The 461-nt window shown below is 72.7% G+C and carries 1 pseudogene; it reads right to left on the bottom strand.

Features of this window, described 5'->3' with window-relative positions:
• Window positions 1–86: 86 nt before the first annotated feature.
• Window positions 87–461, bottom strand: a pseudogene (locus DYI24_RS27745) (hypothetical protein); the annotation flags it as partial.

Raw genomic sequence — 461 nt, forward strand, 5'->3', positions numbered from 1 at the left:
GTCCCGGAGCGCCGAGACGCTGCGCAAGGCAGCGAAGCTGAAGGCCAGCTAATTGCTGCCGATCCGCTGACGCAAGCGGCGCGGCGTCAGCGCGGTTTCGGCGGCGGGATTTCGCCGGCGGTGGCTGCAGTCCGCGGGTCGACCAGCGTCACCTTGGCGCCGGGTTCGGCGCCAAACAGCTTTCTGAAATGCTCCGGCCCGAGCAGTTTGGCCGCTTCGTCGATCAGGTGCTGGTTGCGGGCATTCAGCGCCTCGGCGCTGGGCTGGCCGGTGCCGGGCCAGGGCTGCGCCGCAAAGCGCTGCACCTCGCCGCGCAGCCGCAGCAGGCTGGCCAGCTTCGCCGGCTCGGTCGCCAGCACTTCGGTCGCGCGTCGTTCGAATTCGTCCACTGCGATGCCCTCGCCGCCCGCCACCCCGGTCAGCCCGCCCGGCCGCCCCAGCCCCGCCACCAGGTGCGCCCC

This window comes from Rhodopseudomonas sp. BR0C11 (assembly GCF_010820945.1).
In the GTDB taxonomy this organism is placed as follows: Bacteria; Pseudomonadota; Alphaproteobacteria; order Rhizobiales; family Xanthobacteraceae; genus Rhodopseudomonas; species Rhodopseudomonas palustris_H.